The 16,232-nt window shown below is 55.1% G+C and carries 17 protein-coding genes; 3 read left to right on the top strand and 14 right to left on the bottom strand.

Annotated features, from left to right (window positions below; translation table 11 throughout):
- Window positions 1-95: 95 nt before the first annotated feature.
- Entirely contained in the window at window positions 96-1,061 is a 966-nt protein-coding gene (gene ldtC, locus ACR42C_RS09060) for a L,D-transpeptidase LdtC (RefSeq protein WP_233002365.1), read from the top strand.
- A 74-nt stretch (window positions 1,062-1,135) separates the two neighbouring features.
- On the opposite strand, the gene bhsA is transcribed toward ldtC, so the two are convergent.
- Window positions 1,136-1,393 carry a multiple stress resistance protein BhsA gene (bhsA, locus tag ACR42C_RS09055; RefSeq protein ID WP_023332711.1) on the bottom strand — a complete coding sequence of 86 codons (258 nt, stop codon included), beginning with the start codon at window positions 1,391-1,393 and terminating at the stop codon, window positions 1,136-1,138.
- A 244-nt stretch (window positions 1,394-1,637) separates the two neighbouring features.
- On the opposite strand from bhsA, the gene ACR42C_RS09050 reads away from it, so the two are divergent.
- The gene (locus ACR42C_RS09050) at window positions 1,638-2,273 is read left to right on the top strand and encodes a TetR/AcrR family transcriptional regulator (RefSeq protein ID WP_479985033.1); all 636 of its coding nucleotides are present in this window, start codon (window positions 1,638-1,640) and stop codon (window positions 2,271-2,273) included.
- 56 nt (window positions 2,274-2,329) lie between these two features.
- Here the strand turns inward: ACR42C_RS09050 and ACR42C_RS09045 are convergent, their stop codons facing one another.
- The 8 genes from ACR42C_RS09045 to hinT all read right to left on the bottom strand — a co-directional run bounded on the left by ACR42C_RS09045 (window position 2,330) and on the right by hinT (window position 8,417).
- The gene (locus ACR42C_RS09045) at window positions 2,330-2,869 is read right to left on the bottom strand and encodes a glycine zipper 2TM domain-containing protein (RefSeq protein ID WP_028012731.1); all 540 of its coding nucleotides are present in this window, start codon (window positions 2,867-2,869) and stop codon (window positions 2,330-2,332) included.
- 193 nt (window positions 2,870-3,062) lie between these two features.
- Window positions 3,063-4,367 carry an NAD(P)/FAD-dependent oxidoreductase gene (locus tag ACR42C_RS09040; protein ID WP_479985032.1) on the bottom strand — a complete coding sequence of 435 codons (1,305 nt, stop codon included), beginning with the start codon at window positions 4,365-4,367 and terminating at the stop codon, window positions 3,063-3,065.
- Window positions 4,368-4,604: 237 nt separating this feature from the next.
- Entirely contained in the window at window positions 4,605-5,147 is a 543-nt protein-coding gene (gene ycfP / locus ACR42C_RS09035; protein WP_008500781.1) for an alpha/beta hydrolase YcfP, read from the bottom strand.
- A gap of 34 nt (window positions 5,148-5,181) precedes the next feature.
- Window positions 5,182-6,207: a beta-N-acetylhexosaminidase gene (gene nagZ / locus ACR42C_RS09030; protein WP_302220016.1), complete on the bottom strand. Its 1,026-nt coding sequence runs from the start codon at window positions 6,205-6,207 to the stop codon at window positions 5,182-5,184.
- 11 nt (window positions 6,208-6,218) lie between these two features.
- Window positions 6,219-7,043 carry a thiamine kinase gene (thiK, locus tag ACR42C_RS09025; RefSeq protein WP_479985031.1) on the bottom strand — a complete coding sequence of 275 codons (825 nt, stop codon included), beginning with the start codon at window positions 7,041-7,043 and terminating at the stop codon, window positions 6,219-6,221.
- Entirely contained in the window at window positions 7,024-7,671 is a 648-nt protein-coding gene (gene lpoB, locus ACR42C_RS09020) for a penicillin-binding protein activator LpoB (RefSeq protein WP_479985030.1), read from the bottom strand. Before lpoB ends, thiK begins: the two co-directional genes overlap by 20 nt.
- Before the next feature lie 10 nt (window positions 7,672-7,681).
- The gene (locus ACR42C_RS09015; protein ID WP_233002360.1) at window positions 7,682-8,056 is read right to left on the bottom strand and encodes a YcfL family putative periplasmic lipoprotein; all 375 of its coding nucleotides are present in this window, start codon (window positions 8,054-8,056) and stop codon (window positions 7,682-7,684) included.
- Between the two features lies 1 nt (window position 8,057).
- Window positions 8,058-8,417, bottom strand: coding sequence for a purine nucleoside phosphoramidase (gene hinT / locus ACR42C_RS09010; protein WP_006809243.1), 360 nt, complete (start codon window positions 8,415-8,417; stop codon window positions 8,058-8,060).
- Between the two features lie 351 nt (window positions 8,418-8,768).
- Here hinT and fhuE point away from each other — a divergent pair, with 351 nt between their 5' ends.
- Window positions 8,769-10,958: a ferric-rhodotorulic acid/ferric-coprogen receptor FhuE gene (gene fhuE, locus ACR42C_RS09005; RefSeq protein ID WP_479985029.1), complete on the top strand. Its 2,190-nt coding sequence runs from the start codon at window positions 8,769-8,771 to the stop codon at window positions 10,956-10,958.
- Window positions 10,959-11,041: 83 nt separating this feature from the next.
- On the opposite strand, the gene ptsG is transcribed toward fhuE, so the two are convergent.
- From ptsG to yceG, 5 genes are all read right to left on the bottom strand, one after another.
- Window positions 11,042-12,475: a PTS glucose transporter subunit IIBC gene (gene ptsG / locus ACR42C_RS09000; RefSeq protein ID WP_028012724.1), complete on the bottom strand. Its 1,434-nt coding sequence runs from the start codon at window positions 12,473-12,475 to the stop codon at window positions 11,042-11,044.
- A 297-nt stretch (window positions 12,476-12,772) separates the two neighbouring features.
- On the bottom strand, window positions 12,773-13,567 hold the full coding sequence (locus tag ACR42C_RS08995; RefSeq protein WP_116340654.1) for a metal-dependent hydrolase: 795 nt from the start codon (window positions 13,565-13,567) through the stop codon (window positions 12,773-12,775).
- A 10-nt stretch (window positions 13,568-13,577) separates the two neighbouring features.
- Window positions 13,578-14,582 (bottom strand): DNA polymerase III subunit delta', encoded by a 1,005-nt coding sequence (gene holB / locus ACR42C_RS08990; RefSeq protein WP_479985028.1) that lies wholly within the window; start codon window positions 14,580-14,582, stop codon window positions 13,578-13,580.
- Window positions 14,579-15,220: a dTMP kinase gene (tmk, locus tag ACR42C_RS08985; protein ID WP_116340658.1), complete on the bottom strand. Its 642-nt coding sequence runs from the start codon at window positions 15,218-15,220 to the stop codon at window positions 14,579-14,581. Before tmk ends, holB begins: the two co-directional genes overlap by 4 nt.
- On the bottom strand, window positions 15,210-16,232 hold the full coding sequence (yceG, locus tag ACR42C_RS08980) for a cell division protein YceG (protein ID WP_479985027.1): 1,023 nt from the start codon (window positions 16,230-16,232) through the stop codon (window positions 15,210-15,212). Before yceG ends, tmk begins: the two co-directional genes overlap by 11 nt.

The raw sequence follows: 16,232 nt of genomic DNA, 5'->3' as shown, positions 1-16,232 counted from the left end.
TGCACTTCATCCGATCTTCCCGACACACCCATTCGCCATAATTATCATTAACTTCTTATAAAACAATAACCTTATCGTTTGCATGGATTATGGTGATGATGACCTCTTCGCGTTTTACCCGCTGGATAACCCTGTTTGCGCTGGCGGCCACCGTCGCGGTTGCGCTTCCTGCGCGCGCAAACACCTGGCCCCTTCCCCCGCCCGGCAGCAAGGTGGTGGGTGAGAACCGCTTTCATGTGGTTGAAAACAATGGCGGTTCACTGGAAGCGATAGCCAAAAAATATAACGTCGGTTTTCTGGCCCTGCTGCAGGCGAACCCCGGCGTCGACCCGTACGTCCCGCGCGCGGGCAGCGTGCTGACCATCCCGTTACAGACTATCCTGCCGGATGCCCCGCGCGAAGGGATCGTGATCAACCTGGCGGAGCTGCGTCTGTACTATTACCCGCCGGGTAAAAATGAGGTTACCGTCTATCCTATCGGTATTGGTCAGCTGGGCGGCGATACGCTGACGCCGACGATGGTCACGACCGTCTCGGATAAACGCGCCAACCCAACCTGGACGCCGACGGCCAACATTCGCGCCCGGTATAAGGCCCAGGGCATCGATCTTCCTGCCGTGGTGCCGGCAGGCCCGGATAACCCGATGGGTCACCACGCGATCCGCCTTGCCGCGTACGGCGGCGTTTACCTGCTGCACGGGACGAACGCGGATTTTGGCATCGGCATGCGCGTCAGCTCCGGCTGTATTCGTCTGCGCGATAACGATATCAAAACGCTTTTTAACGTCGTTACGCCGGGAACGAAGGTGAATATTATCAATACGCCGATTAAGGTCTCTGAAGAGCCAGGCGGCGTGCGGCTGGTTGAGATTCACCAGCCGCTTTCAAAAAATATCGGCGACGATCCGCAGACGTTACCCATTAACCTGAATGCCGCGATGGTGAGCTTCAAAACGAATGCGAATACCGATAGTCTGGTGATGGAGCGCGCGATGGAGGCACGGTCAGGCATGCCGACCGATGTCACCCGGCATCACGATGTCGTCCCGCAGCCGATGTAAATCAGAAATAAAAAACGCCCTGCTGAGCAGGGCGTTTTTTATTGCAGTGGCATAAATGAGGGTTTATGCCCGGCTTATTTGTAGATTACAGCGGTGCCGTGCAGGGTGTTAGGGCCGGTCACAGAGGTGATGCGGTAAGATTTTGCACCCATTGCTTCCGCTTTTTGCGCCAGCTGATCTTCCAGTGAGCCCAGGTTAGTCCCGGCAGACGCAGAGATCGTCCCGACTTTATGCTGATCGGCTGGAGTGGATTGTACCTGTACAGCAGCAAAGCTTGCGAAAGAGAGTGAACTCAGGACAGCAGCAGCGATGAGGGTTTTTACGTTTTTCATAATGTTTACCTTTGGCAGATGAATTTAGAGGTCGTTATCTATTAAGTTAACGATCGATAGGTAAATCATAAGTGTGATCCAGCTCACGCGTCAACATATTTTTATAACGAGCATTAATTAAATTTTAAAGTCGTTATTTTTCATACATATATGATTAATTTATTTTTAAGCATTCTGCACTGGTGGTGGGTAGCGTTTATTTTTATAATGGTCATTCAACAAACCAACAGAGGACCAACGGCAAATGACAACCGACGTCACGAGTTGTACGAAGAAAAGCCGTGGCCGACCAAAAGTGTTTGACAGGGATGCAGCGCTTGATAAGGCCATGACTCTCTTCTGGCAACATGGGTATGAAGCGACCTCGCTTTCCGATCTGGTAGAAGCCACCGGAGCCAAAGCGCCGACGCTTTATGCTGAATTTACCAATAAAGAGGGGCTGTTCAGGGCGGTGCTGGACAGGTACATTTCGCGCTTTGCGGCGAAACACGAAGCGCAGCTATTTTGTGAAGAGAAAAGTGTTGAACAGGCGCTACGGGATTACTTCACCGCCGTTGCCACCTGTTTCACCAGTAAAGAGACGCCCGCGGGCTGCTTTATGATTAACACCTCTGCCACCCTGGCGGCGGCGTCGAAAGAGATCGCCAATACGGTGAAATCGCGTCATGCAATGCAGGAAGAAACGCTCAGCGCATTTCTGGCTCAGCGCCAGCAGCGCGGTGAAATCCCTGCGCAATGCAATCCTCAGCTGTTGGCGCAATACCTGAGCTGTATTTTGCAGGGGATGTCGATCAGCGCCCGTGAAGGGGCGACGCTGGAAAAACTGCAGAATATTAGCGACACCACGCTGCGGCTGTGGCCTGAGCTACTGAAAATCTGAAAAAAAAAGCTCCTCAGCCTGAGCGCATGAGGAGCTAAATTCAGAGAACATCTTTTTTACGCTTTGTTGTTCAGTACCAGCTGACCATTTCCATCCAGTGGAATTTGGGTACCCGGGTCTTTATCCATGCGGATTTTGCCCTGCTGATCGCCAATTTTATACGTCACGTCATAGCCCAGCATTTTCTCCGACTTGTCATAGACGGTTTTGCAGCGCTGCTGAGTCGTAGTGTAGGTATCATTATCCTGCATCGCGCCCTGCACCTGGTTACCGGCATAGCCGCCACCCAGCGCGCCGACCACAGTCGCCACATCTTTGCCCCGGCCGCCGCCGAACTGGTGACCAATCACCCCACCCGCTACCGCGCCGAGAACAGAGCCGGCAATACGGTTTTCATCCTGTACCGGACGACGATGGGTTACGGAGACGTTACGACACTCCTGACGAGGGGTTTTTACGGTTTCTTTAATAGGCGTTGCGGAAACCACCTGCGCATACTGCGGGCCGCGATCTAAAACGTTGAGACTGGCAACAGCTGCCACACCTAACGCAGCTGCGACACCAATCCCTATACCCGCCAACATTGATTTATTCACGGGACTTCCTCCTTTGTTGCTATTGGTAACAATTCTGCAATGGAGGCGCGGCTTCGCCAATAAGACAAAGGATCAAAAAGGGGACATCGGGGAGAGATATATCGTGTTTAGGAGAACTCTTAAGTCCCTAATCCACGACGAGCAGCATGATATGCTAAAAACTCCCCCCGGAGGGCCCGGAGGGAGTGAAAGATTAGTGCAGCTTCAGACGCGGACGAATGACGCGGTTGATTCGGCCCACCAGCATCATCAGGCCCGTTTTAAAATAGCCGTGCAACGCGATCTGGTGCATACGGTACAGGGAGATATACACGAAGCGTGCAATGCGCCCTTCCACCATCATCGAGCCACGCATCAGGTTACCCATCAGGCTACCGACGGTAGAGAAGTTTGACAGCGATACCAGGGAACCGTGGTCTTTATAGACATACGCCTTCATTGGCTTACCTTTGTACTGCGCCAGAATATTGTGCAGCACCAGGCTTGCCATCTGGTGAGCGGCCTGAGCGCGCGGCGGCACGAAGCCCCCTTCAGGACGCGCGCAGGAGGCACAGTCACCAATAGCAAAAATATCAGGGTCACGCGTGGTTTGCAGCGTTGGCTCCGTAACCAGCTGGTTAATGCGGTTCGTCTCCAGACCACCGATATCTTTCATAAAGTCAGGCGCTTTGATACCTGCCGCCCAGACCATCAGATCCGCTTTGATGTACTCGCCGTCTTTGGTGTGCAGTCCACCTTCGTCAGCGCTGGTCACCATGGTCTGCGTCAGGACGCGCACGCCCAGTTTCGTCAGTTCATTGTGCGCTGCGCCGGAAATGCGCGGAGGTAGCGCAGGCAGAATACGCTCACCCGCTTCAACCAGCGTGACGTTCAGCGCTTCGTTAGTTAACCCTTTGTAACCGTAGCTGTGCAGCTGTTTCACCGCATTGTGCAGCTCCGCGGACAGCTCTACGCCCGTCGCGCCGCCGCCGACAATGGCAATGTTAACCTTGCCGTTCGCACCCATGTTACTGGTGTACTTCAGGAACAGGTTCAGCATTTCCTGGTGGAAACGACGCGCCTGGTGCGGGTTATCGAGGAAGATGCAGTGCTCTTTAACACCCGGCGTGTTGAAGTCGTTGGAGGTACTGCCGAGCGCCATCACCAGCGTGTCATACGGCAGTTTACGCTCAGGAACCAGCAGCTCGCCTTTTTCATCACGCAGCTCTGCCAGGGTGATGGTTTTGCTTTCACGGTTGATATCCACCACCGAGCCCAGCTGGAACTGGAAATGATGGTTGCGCGCGTGCGCCAGATAGCTCAGCGCGTCCACGCCCTCATCCAGAGAACCGGTCGCCACTTCATGCAGCAGCGGTTTCCACAGGTGGCTGTGGTTACGATCCACCAGCGTAATTTTGGCTTTTTTACCGCGCCCCAGCTTCTTGCCTAACTGTGTCGCCAGCTCCAGCCCGCCAGCACCACCGCCTACAATCACTATCTTTTTCAATGGCGTAGTCAACGTGACCCCCTCAAATTATTAACCAATTGTTAATTAAAAGTTATGAAAATAACCCTTAATTAACAACAGGTTACAGCACTGAAACCATTCAGGTGCATTGAGAATAACACGTCAGGCGCAATGGTCATACCAAAATTGATATGCATCAAGTTTTGATGGCTTAAAAGTAGACAATTCTGGACAAAAAGAAACCCGGTGCGCGTTCGCGACCGGGTTTCTGAAGTGGCAGGCTGTGGTTTAGCCCAGTGTTTTAAAGGCTTTGATGCGCTGGAGGTGCGGGGAGATGTTTTTGAACTTGTGGGTCTGTTCTTCGTCCCAGACGATCTCATAGTAATGATGCAGGAGTTCTGCAGCCCGGTGGCTGTTGAGAGCCTCATCATTACGCGACAGGATCACCAGGCAGCGGTCACGGTTCTTCTCCCGAAAATTGCTGACGCATTTGGTCGCAATATCGACATACTCTTCCGGGCGATCGATCTTGCCTTCCATGTTCTCGTTCGGGAAAAGGTTAGGATTGAAGACCACCTGGCGGATGTCGCACAGGAAACCAATCCGCTCCGCCCAGTAGCCACCCAGCCCCACGCCGCAAATCAACGGGCGGTCGTCAACGTTGAGCTGCAGCATTTTGTCCACCTCTTTGAGCAGATGCTGCATATCATGCTTTGGATGGCGCGTGCTGTAGCTGATCAACCGTACATCAGGATCGATAAACTGCAGCTGCAGCACTTTCTCATGATTACCAGGACTGTTTGAGTCAAAACCGTGTAAATAGATGATCATTGTCTTCTCACCACGTTACGCCTTCCGGGAGGGTTTACAGGCTGGCTTTATGTGCCTGCCAGCGCTCGTTCAGGTCTTCAAGCCGGGCGTTGACCGTCTTCCAGCGCGCCGAATCCATCAGCTCCTGACGGCTAAATGAACCTTTATGATACAATTGTGTAACACGCTCTGCATTGATCGGCGACAGGTTATCCAGCACGCTAACGGCACCTTTACGATTATTGCAGACCAGGATCATATCGCAACCTGCATCCAGCGACGCCTGACCGCGTTCAGCGTAACTGCCCATGATCGCCGCCCCTTCCATCGATAAATCGTCAGAGAAAATCACGCCGTTGAAGCCCAGCTCCTGACGCAGAACGGTCTTCAGCCAGTGCGGAGAGCCGCTGGCCGGACGCGGGTCGACGTCGCTATAAATCACATGCGCAGGCATGATGGCGTCCAGCTTGTTATCGGTGATAAGCGAGCGGAACACCGACATATCTTTCGCGCGAATCTCCGCTTCCGGGCGCGGATCGCGCGGGGTCTCTTTATGCGAGTCCGCTGTTACCGCCCCGTGGCCCGGGAAGTGTTTCCCGGTAGTTTTCATCCCGGCATCGTGCATGCCGTCAATGAAGCGGGTCGCCATGGCCAGCGCAATACGCGGATCTTCATGGTAGGAGCGCTCGCCAATCGCGGCGCTGATATGTCCCACGTCCAGCACCGGTGCAAAGCTGATGTCGATATCCATGGAAATCATTTCACTGGCCATCAGCCAGCCGGCTTCCTGAGCCAGATTTGCCCCCTCTTCCGTGCCGAGCAGCGCGGCAAAAGACTGGGCTGCAGGCAGGCGGGTAAAACCGTCGCGAAAACGCTGCACGCGGCCGCCTTCCTGATCGACGGCCACCACCAGATGATTGCGCGACGCGGCGCGGATCTGGCGCACCAGTTCACGCAGCTGCGCCGGATCGTGATAGTTGCGGGTAAACAGGATCAGGCCACCCACCAGCGGATGCGCCAGAATTTCACGCTCCTCCGCATCCAGCTCAAACCCTTCAACATCCAACATGACTGGACCCACACTCACCTCTCTTATCCTTTCGTTTGTAACCGGCGCCAGGCATCGTCTGCCAGCGCAATAAATTGTTTATCTTCAGACTGCTGTAAACGCATCTCAAACCAGCCCGCCATCAGCATGATGACCCATGGCCGCCAGCGTCTTACCTGGCGCGCCAGCGCATCGGCGTCAAAGTGCGCCACTCTGGCATACTCTGTGATGAGTTTCTGCCGCGCGGCCTCACTTTCCGTCCAGACCGCGGCCAGCTCCAGCGCCACATCGCCGTCTCCGGCATATTCCCAGTCGATAAGCCTGGCTCCTTGTGGTGTATGCACGATGTTCCCGGCATGCACATCCATATGCAACGGGGAGAGCCGAATCGGTTGCGGCTCGCCCGTTTTACGCAGCCGTTTGAGATGCGCAAGCCACACTGGGGTACGTCTTGCTGGAGAGGCTTGCTGCCAGTAGTTTTCCAGCAGCGGAAGTAAGGTGATTCGCCATCCCAGACGCTGTTGCTGGTGCAGATGATACAGCATCGCCGCAAGCGCTGGGGTGTCCGGTAGCGCGCTTTTCACCTCCCCCTCCAGATAGTCGACGGCCATCCAGCCCTGCCTGAAAAAACGGGGTTCCGGCACGAGATCCGACGGAAGACGCCTGAGGGCTCGAAACTGACGGCGAAAATGGAAAGCGGGCGCGAAGGGATCGTGATTCTGCCGCAAGACCAGGCGGTGCTCGCCCTGCGCTATAATGCAACTCGCGCCGCCAAGCCCGGAGTGGGCCTGCGGCGCGATAAGGCGGTACTGCGGAAAAAAGCGCGTCAGAATGTCTTCACGCGTGCTGTCATTGTTGCGTAACCGCACCTTTACCTGACCAGATAATTTCGCCTGTCTGAACCAGCATCAGCTGCATTTGCAGGGCTGGGGAATTCACGTTGCCGGTCGCGTTAGAGTACAGCACATACTGTGCGCCAACGTTGCGGGCAATGCCAATCGCCTTGCTGCGGGTGCCGAGGCTATCCTGCGGCGACAGCCCCAGCTGCTGTTTGGCTACCGCGAGCTGCTGAGCAGAGACCAGCGTAAATTTACCGTTGTTTGCCAGAGCGTTGCGCAGCGTTTCTGTCGCTTCGCCCGCGTTCAGCGAACCGTTGGTACGGTTGTTCACGCTATCGACCAGCAGCACGCTGCCTGCCGTCACGCCCTGAGCCTGCAGCATTTTGCCGACCATCGGCTGCATCGCACCGTTCCAGTCATAGTGGCGCACGCGCGGCGCAGGCTGTGACGTCTGGTTCGGATGTTCAATCGGGCCAGGCTGGGACGGAATCGACGGTACCGACGGCACGGTTGGCTGCGGCTGCGTTGGCGTCGTCGGCTGTTCAGTACCCGGTTTAGCCTCTTCCACGGGCGCAGGCTGTTCAGTACGGGTCACACACCCTGCAAGGAACAGAGCGAAAGCTGTCACGAGCGCATAACGGCTCAAATTTTTAATCAAGGTTCACCCCTTAGAGATAAAGATAAAGTCTCACCTTATGCGCACCCAGATAGCTGGCGCTGTCATAGAGCGTTACCGACGACCTTGCCGGAAGGGTGACGCTGCGCGGCGCCTCCAGCGGATGCATCTCAAGACCTCTTATGTCATACCAGAAAAAACGGTAGTGGACCGTTACAGGTTCATTTCTTTCGTTAAAGAGCGCAGAGGAAGCAGAAGACTTAATTTCACTGATCGTTAACGCAGGCTGTTGCGCCGTAACGCCCGCGGCCAGCACGGAGGATTCCATCACCAGCGTCTGTTCATCGCTCACGGGGATCGCCGGACGCGTGCTGCATCCTACAATCATCATCGTCATTACCAGCGCTGCAATACGCCCTTTAAACATGTTACAGACCTTTGTGAGCCAGCATCGGTCCCAGCGGACGTCCACCCAGCAGATGCATGTGAATATGATAAACTTCCTGGCCGCCGTGACGATTACAGTTCATGATCAGACGATAGCCGTCTTCCGCTATGCCTTCCTGCTCGGCAATTTTCGCAGCCACCGTCAGCATACGACCTAATGCCACTTCATGCTCGGTTTTTACGTCGTTTACGGTCGGAATCAGAATATTGGGAATGATAAGGATGTGTGTCGGTGCCTGAGGGGAAATGTCCCGGAAAGCCGTTACCAGTTCATCCTGATAGACGATATCCGACGGGATTTCGCGGCGAATAATTTTACTGAAAATCGTTTCTTCGGCCATGACCTTTTCCTTTTTTGTTAAATCTGGCGTGGTGCGTCCGCTGTTAACACACTCTATGAATGAGTGCGCGACACAATTCATGAGTATGAGCGAGTTTCTCCTGTCCTTTCAACCTCCTCCCCCGAATTCTTTGTTGAATATTCATCAGCTGACTGAAGAGTGACCGCTCGCGCGTCTAAACGAGCTGAAACATTATTTCAGTTCCGCTCGACACATCTGTTTACAGCATTAATAGCAATGCGTATATTTCGCATTTGCATTTTCATGCGCATTTTTAACATAGAAAACGACGTCAGACCGTGTCTTCGGGACTGACGCAGCTAACCTTCACCGTTCATTAAGGGTTTGATAATGTCTTTCAATCATCACACCAGGGATGGGCAACGTCAGTCTGTCGCAACGCCTTCGTTGCTGGCAGCCTGTATTGCCATGGCATTGATGCCAGCCGTGAGTTTTGCCGCCGCCACAGGCGAAGATACCGTTGTGGTTGATGGCGGTTTCGATAGCGTCCCGGATGCCTCCAGCGGGCAGGATCGGGATTACAGCGTAAAGACCACTACCACGGGGACCAAACTGCTCCTCGTGCCCCGCGATATTCCGCAGTCCGTTAGCGTCATTAGCCAACAGCGCATGGCGGATCAGAACCTGCAGTCTATCGGCCAGGTGTTAAACAACACGACTGGCGTAACGGCGCAGGTCCAGGACAGCGACCGTACCGTATTTTATTCACGCGGATTTTTCGTCAGCAACTACGCCTTTGACGACCTGCCAACCTCCATCAGCGAAGTGTGGAACTTCGGCGACACCGCCGCCGATACCGCGATTTACGACCGTATCGAAGTGGTCCGCGGCGCAACCGGGCTGATGTCCGGTACCGGTAATCCGGCGGCGTACGTCAATATGGTGCGTAAACATGCAGACAGCAATGAATTCAAAGGCAATGTCTCCGTCAGCTACGGCAGCTGGGACAAACAGCGCTACGTGCTGGATCTGCAGGCACCGCTGGTAGAGTCCGGGAAGGTGCGGGGACGCCTGATTACGGGCTATCAGGACAACGACAGCTTCGTGGACAACTATCACTACCGGAAGAAGTTCCTTTACGGCGTGATGGATGCTGACGTCACCGACAGCACGACCCTCTCAGTGGGGTATGAGTATCAGGAAAGCCACACCGCCGATCCGACCTGGGGCGGGCTGCCGACCTGGTACAGCGACGGCAGTAAAACCGATTACAGCCGTAGCCAGACCGTCGCGCCTGACTGGGCCTACTCGGACAAGGACAGCACCCGCATCTTCGCTAACCTGACGCAGCGTTTCGATAACGGCTGGGAAGCGCACGTCAACGGCATGCACGCGGAGACCAACTTCGACAGCAAGCTGATGTATATGTCCGGCTATCCCGATAAACAGACCGGTGCGGGCATGGTGGGCTACGGCGGCTGGAACAAAGGTGAACGCAAACAGGATGCGGTTGATGCCTTCCTGCGCGGCGGCTTCGATCTTTTCGGCCGTCAGCACGAGATGATGTTTGGCGGCAGCTTCAGCCGACAGCGCAACCATTATGACAACAGAATGCCGGATGCGCTGTACGGCATGGTTGACGTGGGGAATTTCAAAAACTGGAACGGGAATATCGCCGATCCGCAGTGGACGCCGTGGAAGCTCTACAGCCAGGACGACATCCGCCAGTCATCGGCCTATACTTCCGCCCGCTTCTCGCTGGCCGACCCGCTGCACCTGATCCTCGGGGCGCGCTACACCAACTACAACATTCGCTATAACCCGGCGGGCTCTCCTGACACCCGTCTTGAAAGCACCAAAGATGACGTAACGCCTTACGCGGGCCTGGTCTACGATATCAACGAAGACTGGTCGACCTACGTCAGCTATACCTCCATCTTCCAGCCACAGGACAAGCGTGACGCCAGCGGACGCTATCTCGACCCAACGACGGGCAAAAGCTATGAAGCCGGCGTAAAAGCGGATTGGTTCAATACCCGCCTCACCACCTCGCTGGCGATTTTCCGCATTGAACAGGATAACGTGGCGAGCAACACCTATACCTACATGCCGAGCGGTGAGTCGATTTATGAATCGCTGGACGGCGTGGTCAGCAAAGGGATTGAGTTCGAGCTAAACGGCGCCCTGACCGATAACTGGCAGCTGACGTTCGGCGCAACCCGCTACATTGCGGAAGATAAGAACGGCAACGCTGTCAGTTCCGATCAGCCGCGCACGACACTGAAGCTGTTTACCCGTTATCAACTGCCAATGCTGCCAGCGCTGACGGTAGGCGGTGGCGTAAACTGGCAGAACAAAGTGTGGACAGATGTGGACGGTGGCCCGGCGGGACAATCCCGCGCAGAGCAAGGCAGCTACGGGCTGGTTAACCTGTTCAGCCGTTATCAGGTGACCAAAGATTTTGCTGTTCAGGCGAACGTTAACAACCTGTTCGACAAAGAGTATTACGACTACGTCGGCTCTTACGTGGTTTATGGCGCGCCGCTGAACGTCTCGTTGAGCGCAAGCTACGACTTCTGAGCGTTAAGCCGCCACCTGGCACAACAAACTACAGCAAAAAAAAAGGCAGCCATTCGGCTGCCTTAGTCTCCCCAGGTCACAGCTTAGCTGTTGCGGATGTACTCATCCATTTCGGTTTTCAGGTTATCGGATTTAGTACCGAAGATTGCCTGAACGCCCGAACCTGCAACAACCACGCCTGCTGCGCCCAGTTTTTTCAGACCCGGCTGGTCTACTTTCGCAACGTCAGCAACGCTCACACGCAGACGAGTGATGCACGCGTCCAGGTTAGTGATGTTCTCTTTACCGCCGAACGCGGCAACCAGTGCCGGAGCCATTTCGCTGGTCGCACCTGCTTTGCTGTCTTCTGTTGCATCTTCACGACCCGGAGTTTTCAGGTCCAGTGCTTTGATCAGCACGCGGAAGATGGTGTAGTAAACAACGGCATAGCACGCACCCACGATTGGGAACAGCCACAGCTTGCTGCTGTTACCGGACAGAACGATGAAGTCGATCAGGCCGTGAGAGAAGGACGTACCGTCACGCATACCCAGCAGGATACAGATTGGGAACGCCAGGCCAGCCAGTACAGCGTGGATGATGTACAGGATCGGCGCAACGAACATGAAGGAGAACTCGATCGGCTCGGTGATACCGGTCAGGAACGAGGTCAGCGCTGCGGAGATCATGATACCGCCCACTTTTGCACGGTTTTCTGGCTTAGCAGAGTGCCAGATAGCAATCGCAGCAGCCGGCAGGCCGTACATTTTGAACAGGAAGCCACCAGACAGTTTACCTGCAGTTGGGTCACCCGCCATGTAACGTGGGATATCGCCGTGGAACACCTGACCCGCTGCGTTGGTGAATTCACCAATCTGCATCTGGAATGGAACGTTCCAGATGTGGTGCAGACCGAATGGCACCAGGCAACGCTCGATGAAGCCGTAGATACCGAACGCGACAACCGGGTTCTGGTAAGCAGCCCACTGAGAGAAGGTCTGGATAGCGGAACCGATTGGTGGCCAGATGAAGGACAGGATCACGCCAGTGAAAATCGCTGCCAGACCAGAGATGATCGGAACAAAACGCTTGCCCGCGAAGAAGCCCAGATACTCAGGCAGCTTGATGCGATAGAAGCGGTTGAACATATACGCTGCAATCGCACCGGAGATGATACCGCCCAGAACACCAGTATCTGCCAGGTGTTTCGCGGCAATCTCTTCTGCCGGTAAATGCAGAACCAGTGGCGCAACCACGGCCATGGTTTTCACCATAATGCCGTAAGCAACCACTGCAGCCAGCGCAGAAACGCCGTCGTTATTGGTGAAGCCCAGCGCAACACCGATAGCGAAGATCAGAGGCATATTAGCAAAGACGGAACCGCCTGCTTCAGCCATCACATGGGAAACTACGGCTGGCAGCCAGCTGAAGTTAGCAGAACCGACACCCAGCAGGATACCTGCGATAGGCAGTACGGATACTGGCAGCATCAGCGATTTACCGACCTTTTGCAGGTTAGCAAATGCATTCTTAAACATAATTGAGAGTGCTCCTGAGTATTTGTGCTTTTTTTACGCTTTCACGCATTGGCCCGGGGGGAGTACCGTGCCGTGGACAGGACATCTAAGCGCCCTTTATTTATTACACAGAGTAAAATAATTCCCTCTGAGTTTGTTTGACGGCTATCACGTTTCAGCTTAAGGCGGTCGAAAAACTTTCAGTAATTTACAAAAAGCATGTCTGGATGTTTCTAAGAAGACCGTTACCGCCCCAAATGAGGCGGTGAACTTTACTCGTTTTATTTATTAATTACGAGCCTAAAAAAAACAGGCTTATCAGACGGATTGCAGGCGGGCGGGGTCAATATGGAACAGCGCAGAGAAGTTTTGCGTCGTGACGCGGGCCAGTTCTTCAATACTGACGCCTTTAAGCACGGCCATGTACTCCGCTACGTCTCGCGTCATGGCCGGCTGGTTCTCTTTACCGCGATGCGGTACCGGCGCCAGATACGGAGAGTCTGTTTCCACCAGAATGCGATCGAGCGGAACATAACGCGCAGCATCACGGAGTTGCTCAGCGTTACGGAACGTCACGATCCCGGAAAACGAAATATAAAACCCCAAATCAAGCAGTTTACCCGCCGTTTCTCTGTCTTCTGTGAAACAGTGTAGTACGCCACCGCAATCCGTCACGTTTTCTTCCCGGAGGATCGCCAGCGTATCGGCGCGCGCGTCGCGGGTATGCACGATGACGGGCTTGTTCAGTTCGCGGCCAATGCGGATATGGTTGCGGAAGGACGCCTGCTGACGCGGTTTCGTTTCCGGCGTGTAAAAATAATCCAGCCCGGTTTCCCCCATCGCCACGACGCCCTCTTCTGCTGCCAGTCGGCGCAGATCTTCTACGTCATACTCTTCATCCTGGTTCAGCGGATGAACGCCGCAGGAGAACACCACGTTATCGCGAACGCCCACCAGCTCACGCATTGAGCGATACCCCGGCAGCGTCGTCGCCACCGCAAGACAAAATTTCACATCGCGGGCAGCGGCTTTCGCCAGCACGTCATCCACGTCGTTGTGCAGGGATTGATAATCCAGGCCATCAAGATGGCAGTGTGAGTCGACTAAAAACATAATGTCTCTCTCAGAGATGGGAAACAGGCGGCGTAACGCCTGGTTGCAGGTAATGTTCGATACGCAACAGCTGGTCTGTCAGCAAAAGCTCGCGATTAAGGCCCGTCACGGTTAAAAGCTGTTCGCGGCTCTCGCAAACATCATGAAGGATAGCGTGCAGAGACGCGCCTGTAAGGCGGCTCGCCAGCATGTTCACCAGGGGCCACTCGTCCGGGTTAGTCAGCAGCGTTGCCCCTTGCTGGATTTTTAGCGCATCCAGAAGCAGGGAGGCCAGCCAGTGCAGACGCTCAACGGCCCGATCGCTATTCAGCGCAGGCAGTAAACCCAGCCAGTCCTGGGTGTTAAGTGAAGCCTCAAGGGCCCGGCAGAGCGCTTCTCGCTGCGACCAGACGTCAGGCTGCAGTAACGCCAGCGCCGCCGCGGGTGCGCCGCTGCTGAGGCGCAGCGCAGACAGCGCGCTCTCCTGTGACGTTGTCACCTCTCGTTCCAGCCAGCTCAGCGCCCACGATTCCTGGGGCACCGTCAGGTGATGAAGGCGGCAACGGCTGCGCAGCGTCGCCAGCAATCGTCCCGGATCCCGGCATGAGAGGAAGAACCACGTTTTTTCCGGCGGCTCTTCCAGGGTTTTAAGCAGAGCGTTCGCCGCCGCCTCGGTGAGCAGCGCAGCGTCGTTGAGCCAGACAACCTTCGCCCCGCCCAGTCGCGCATGTTCATACAGTTTCTCGCTGACTTCACGCACGGCATCAATACCGAGCGCGCTTTTGCCCTTCTCAGGCTCAAGCATATAGTAGTCAGGATGCGTGCCCGCTTGCATCAGCTGGCAGCCGCGGCATTTACCGCAGCTTTTGTGCCCTTCCGGCTGCTGGCACATCAGGAAGCGGGTGATGGCGTAGATCAATGCATCATCCCCCATTCCCGGCAACGCCTGAATCAGTAGCGCATGATGCCCCCGCCCGGCCTGATAGCTGCCGATGAGCTGTTCAAAATGCGGGCGCAACCATGGATACCATTTCATGCCTGCTGCTCCTGTAGCCACTGCGTAACGGTCTGCCGGATATCTCGCGTCACGTTTTCCAGAGATTGCGTTGCATCAATGGTACGAATTGCGCTGTCCTGTGCGGCCAGTTCAAGATAGCGTGCGCGCGTGCGGTTAAAGAAGTCGAAAGATTCCTGTTCAATGCGATCCAGTTCGCCGCGCGCGCGGGCGCGTTTGAGGCCCACTTCCGGGGTCACATCCAGATAGAGCGTCAGGTCCGGGCGAAAATCCCCCAGTACGGCATCACGCAGGGTTGCCAGCATCGTCTGGTCAATACCGCGCCCACCGCCCTGATAGGCCTGAGTCGACAGATCGTGACGGTCGCCAATCACCCACTTGCCTTCGGCCAGAGCAGGTTTAATAACGGTCTCAACCAGCTGGACGCGGGCCGCGTAAAACATCAGCACTTCGGCTTTGTCAGTGATAACTTCGTCGCCAACGGATTTAATGTCCAGCACCAGGCTACGCAGTTTCTCCGCCAGCTGAGTACCGCCCGGCTCGCGGGTGAAAACCATGTCGGAAATGCCGAGCGATTTCAGCGTATCGACCACCACGTTGCGGGCTGTGGTTTTACCCGCCCCTTCGAGTCCCTCAATGACAATGTATTTACTGCGCATTTTTTTCCTTAAGTGCCTTCAGATAGTCCTGAACAGAGCGATTATGGCTGGCAAGGTTGGTGTTAAAGGTGTGCCCCCCTTTTCCATCAGCCACAAAATAGAGGTACGGAGTTTTGGCCGGATGCGCCGCGGCTTTGAGCGAAGCCTCGCTCGGCGTGGCTATCGGGCCCGGCGGTAAACCGTTAATCACGTAGGTATTATACGCCGTTGGCGTTTCCAGATCTTTTCTGGAGATCTTGCCGGCGTAGCTCTCGCCCATGCCGTAGATGACGGTCGGGTCGGTTTGCAGACGCATGCCGATGCGCAGACGGTTGATGAATACCGAAGCGACACGATCGCGCTCGGCAGCAACGGCAGTCTCTTTCTCGATGATCGAGGCCATTGTCACAAACTGGTTTTGATCTTGATAAGGCAGCCCGTCCATGCGCCCTTCCCAGGCGGAATCAACCGCCGCAACCATCTTTTTGTGTGCCCGTTTAAGAATCGCCACATCGGTCGTGCCTGCCGTATACATCCAGGTGTCTGGCCAGAACCAGCCTTCTACCCACTCAGGATGTTCAAATTTCAGCACCTCGGCGACCGTCTCGTAACGGTCATCTTTGAGCGTATGCTTGATGTAAGGCGCATCACGTAATTTTTTAAGGTAATCGCTCAGGCGCATCCCTTCGACAAAACGCAGCGGGAACTGTGCCTCTTTACCACTTTCCAGCAGCTGTAGCATCTCTCTGACGGTCATGCCGGGCGTAAAGCGATAGGTGCCAGCCTTGAAGTGAGACAGTTCAGGCTCAATACGCAATAACCACTGGAACACGCGTGGACGGTTGATGATTTTATCCCCGTAAAGCTGCTCGCCCAGCGCCATCCGCCCGGTACCTGCTTTCAGGGTAAAAATCGTCTCGTCTTTAATCAGGATTTTACTGTCCGCCAGCTGGCGAACCTTCCATACTCCCGCTCCGCCGGCGATACCCAGCGCAACGATCAGGAGAAGGACAAAGCGCAACATTTTCTTCAT

This window comes from Enterobacter sp. MG-EB028, from assembly GCF_056673305.1.
The sequence above is the reverse complement of the archived record's forward strand: the minus strand, read 5'-3'. Positions and strand labels throughout refer to the sequence as shown.

What these genes read in the sequence shown, in the direction of transcription:
- ldtC (WP_233002365.1), top strand. Translation starts at nt 96, where the DNA reads ATGATGACCTCTTCGCGTTTTACCCGCTGGATAACCCTGTTTGCGCTG.
- bhsA (WP_023332711.1), bottom strand. Translation starts at nt 1,393, where the DNA reads ATGAAAAACGTAAAAACCCTCATCGCTGCTGCTGTCCTGAGTTCACTC.
- ACR42C_RS09050 (WP_479985033.1), top strand. Translation starts at nt 1,638, where the DNA reads ATGACAACCGACGTCACGAGTTGTACGAAGAAAAGCCGTGGCCGACCA.
- ycfP (WP_008500781.1), bottom strand. Translation starts at nt 5,147, where the DNA reads ATGATCATCTATTTACACGGTTTTGACTCAAACAGTCCTGGTAATCAT.
- ACR42C_RS09015 (WP_233002360.1), bottom strand. Translation starts at nt 8,056, where the DNA reads ATGTTTAAAGGGCGTATTGCAGCGCTGGTAATGACGATGATGATTGTA.
- hinT (WP_006809243.1), bottom strand. Translation starts at nt 8,417, where the DNA reads ATGGCCGAAGAAACGATTTTCAGTAAAATTATTCGCCGCGAAATCCCG.
- fhuE (WP_479985029.1), top strand. Translation starts at nt 8,769, where the DNA reads ATGTCTTTCAATCATCACACCAGGGATGGGCAACGTCAGTCTGTCGCA.
- ptsG (WP_028012724.1), bottom strand. Translation starts at nt 12,475, where the DNA reads ATGTTTAAGAATGCATTTGCTAACCTGCAAAAGGTCGGTAAATCGCTG.
- ACR42C_RS08995 (WP_116340654.1), bottom strand. Translation starts at nt 13,567, where the DNA reads ATGTTTTTAGTCGACTCACACTGCCATCTTGATGGCCTGGATTATCAA.
- holB (WP_479985028.1), bottom strand. Translation starts at nt 14,582, where the DNA reads ATGAAATGGTATCCATGGTTGCGCCCGCATTTTGAACAGCTCATCGGC.
- tmk (WP_116340658.1), bottom strand. Translation starts at nt 15,220, where the DNA reads ATGCGCAGTAAATACATTGTCATTGAGGGACTCGAAGGGGCGGGTAAA.
- yceG (WP_479985027.1), bottom strand. Translation starts at nt 16,232, where the DNA reads ATGAAGAAAATGTTGCGCTTTGTCCTTCTCCTGATCGTTGCGCTGGGT.